The 1,393-nt window shown below is 71.1% G+C and carries 1 protein-coding gene; it reads left to right on the top strand.

Translation table 11 applies throughout. The annotated features are described in order from the left end of the window. A partial coding sequence (locus tag D180_RS12405) for a phospholipase D family protein (protein ID WP_017913044.1) occupies positions 1 to 1,393 on the top strand: 1,393 nt, incomplete at both ends.

The raw sequence follows: 1,393 nt of genomic DNA, 5'->3' as shown, positions 1-1,393 counted from the left end.
CGAGCCTGTCGCAGGCGCAGCACGGCCGCGCCGTGGCGATCGCCGAGGCCGCGCGCGACCGCCAGGTCGACTGCACGCGCGGGGACCACTGCGCGCTGGCCTCGCCGCTGCGCGGGCTGGCCGGCAAGGCCTTCGCCCAGTCCGGCGCCGGCGCGCCGCGCCACTACGCCACCATCCTCGATCACGGCGAAGAGGCACTGGTGGCGCGGATCAACCTGATCCGCAGCGCCAGCCGCAGCATCGACCTGCAGACCTACATCTTCGACAAGGACGACAGCGCGCGGCTGGTGATGGACGAGCTGCTGGCCGCGGCGCGGCGCGGCGTGCAGGTGCGCGTGCTGATCGACCAGCTCTCGGCGATCTCGGACCTGCAGATCCTCGGCGCCCTGGCCGGCGCGCACGAGAACTTCTCGCTGCGCATCTACAACCCCACCTTCGGCCTGGCCAAGCCCAACTACTTCCACTACGCCGCCAGCGTGCTGTGCTGTTTCCGCCGCTTCAACCAGCGCATGCACAACAAGCTGCTGGTGATCGACGATGCGATCGGCGTGGTCGGCGGGCGCAACTACCAGGACGACTATTTCGACTGGGACGCCGAGTACAACTTCCGCGACCGCGACGTGCTGGTCGCCGGCCCGGTGGCGCGGTCGATGGCCGCCAACTTCGACGCCTACTGGGCGGCCCGGCGCAGCGTGCCGGTGGCGCGGCTCAACGACGTCGGCAAGCTGCTGCTGCGCCAGGGCGTGCCGGCGATGCCGCCGGCGCAGTTCCTGCGCCCGGAGCGGGTGCAGCGGGTCAGCGAGGAGGCGTCCGATCCGGCCTTCGTGGAGAACGCCTTCGTGCTGCCGGCGTTGCCGGTGAAGCATGTGGACTACGTCGCCGACCTGCCGCAGAAGCACCGCCGCGAACACGGCCCCAAGGCCATCTCCACCGCGCCCAAGCTCGACCGGCTGATCGCCGACGCACGCCAGGAGATCATCCTGCAGACGCCGTACCTGGTGCTGTCGGACCCCGCGCAGGAGATCTTCCGCGACCTGCGCAAGCGCACCCCGCCACCGCGCGTGGTGGTGGCCACCAACAGCCTGGCCGCCACCGACAACCCGGTGGTGTATGCACTGTCCTACAAGTACAAGCGCCGCAACCTGCGCGAACTGGGCTTCGACATCTACGAGTACAAGCCGTTCCCGCTGGATGCGCCGGTGGACTACGCCAACCTGCTGCCGGCGCCGTTGCAGGGCGAGGTGCCGGCCGCGCCGGCCAGCGGCGAAAACGCAGGCGAGCATGGCGGCGGCGATACCGGCAGCGGGCGCAACACGTTGCTGGGCGGCAGCGCGGCCGGACGCAGTTCGCTGCTGGGCAGCGGCAGTGGCGGGCCGTCCGGCAGCCGCGGCGA

The organism is Xanthomonas sp. SHU 166, assembly GCF_000364685.1.
Lineage (GTDB): Bacteria > Pseudomonadota > Gammaproteobacteria > Xanthomonadales > Xanthomonadaceae > Xanthomonas_A > Xanthomonas_A sontii.
This window is presented reverse-complemented; position numbering and strand designations above follow the sequence as displayed.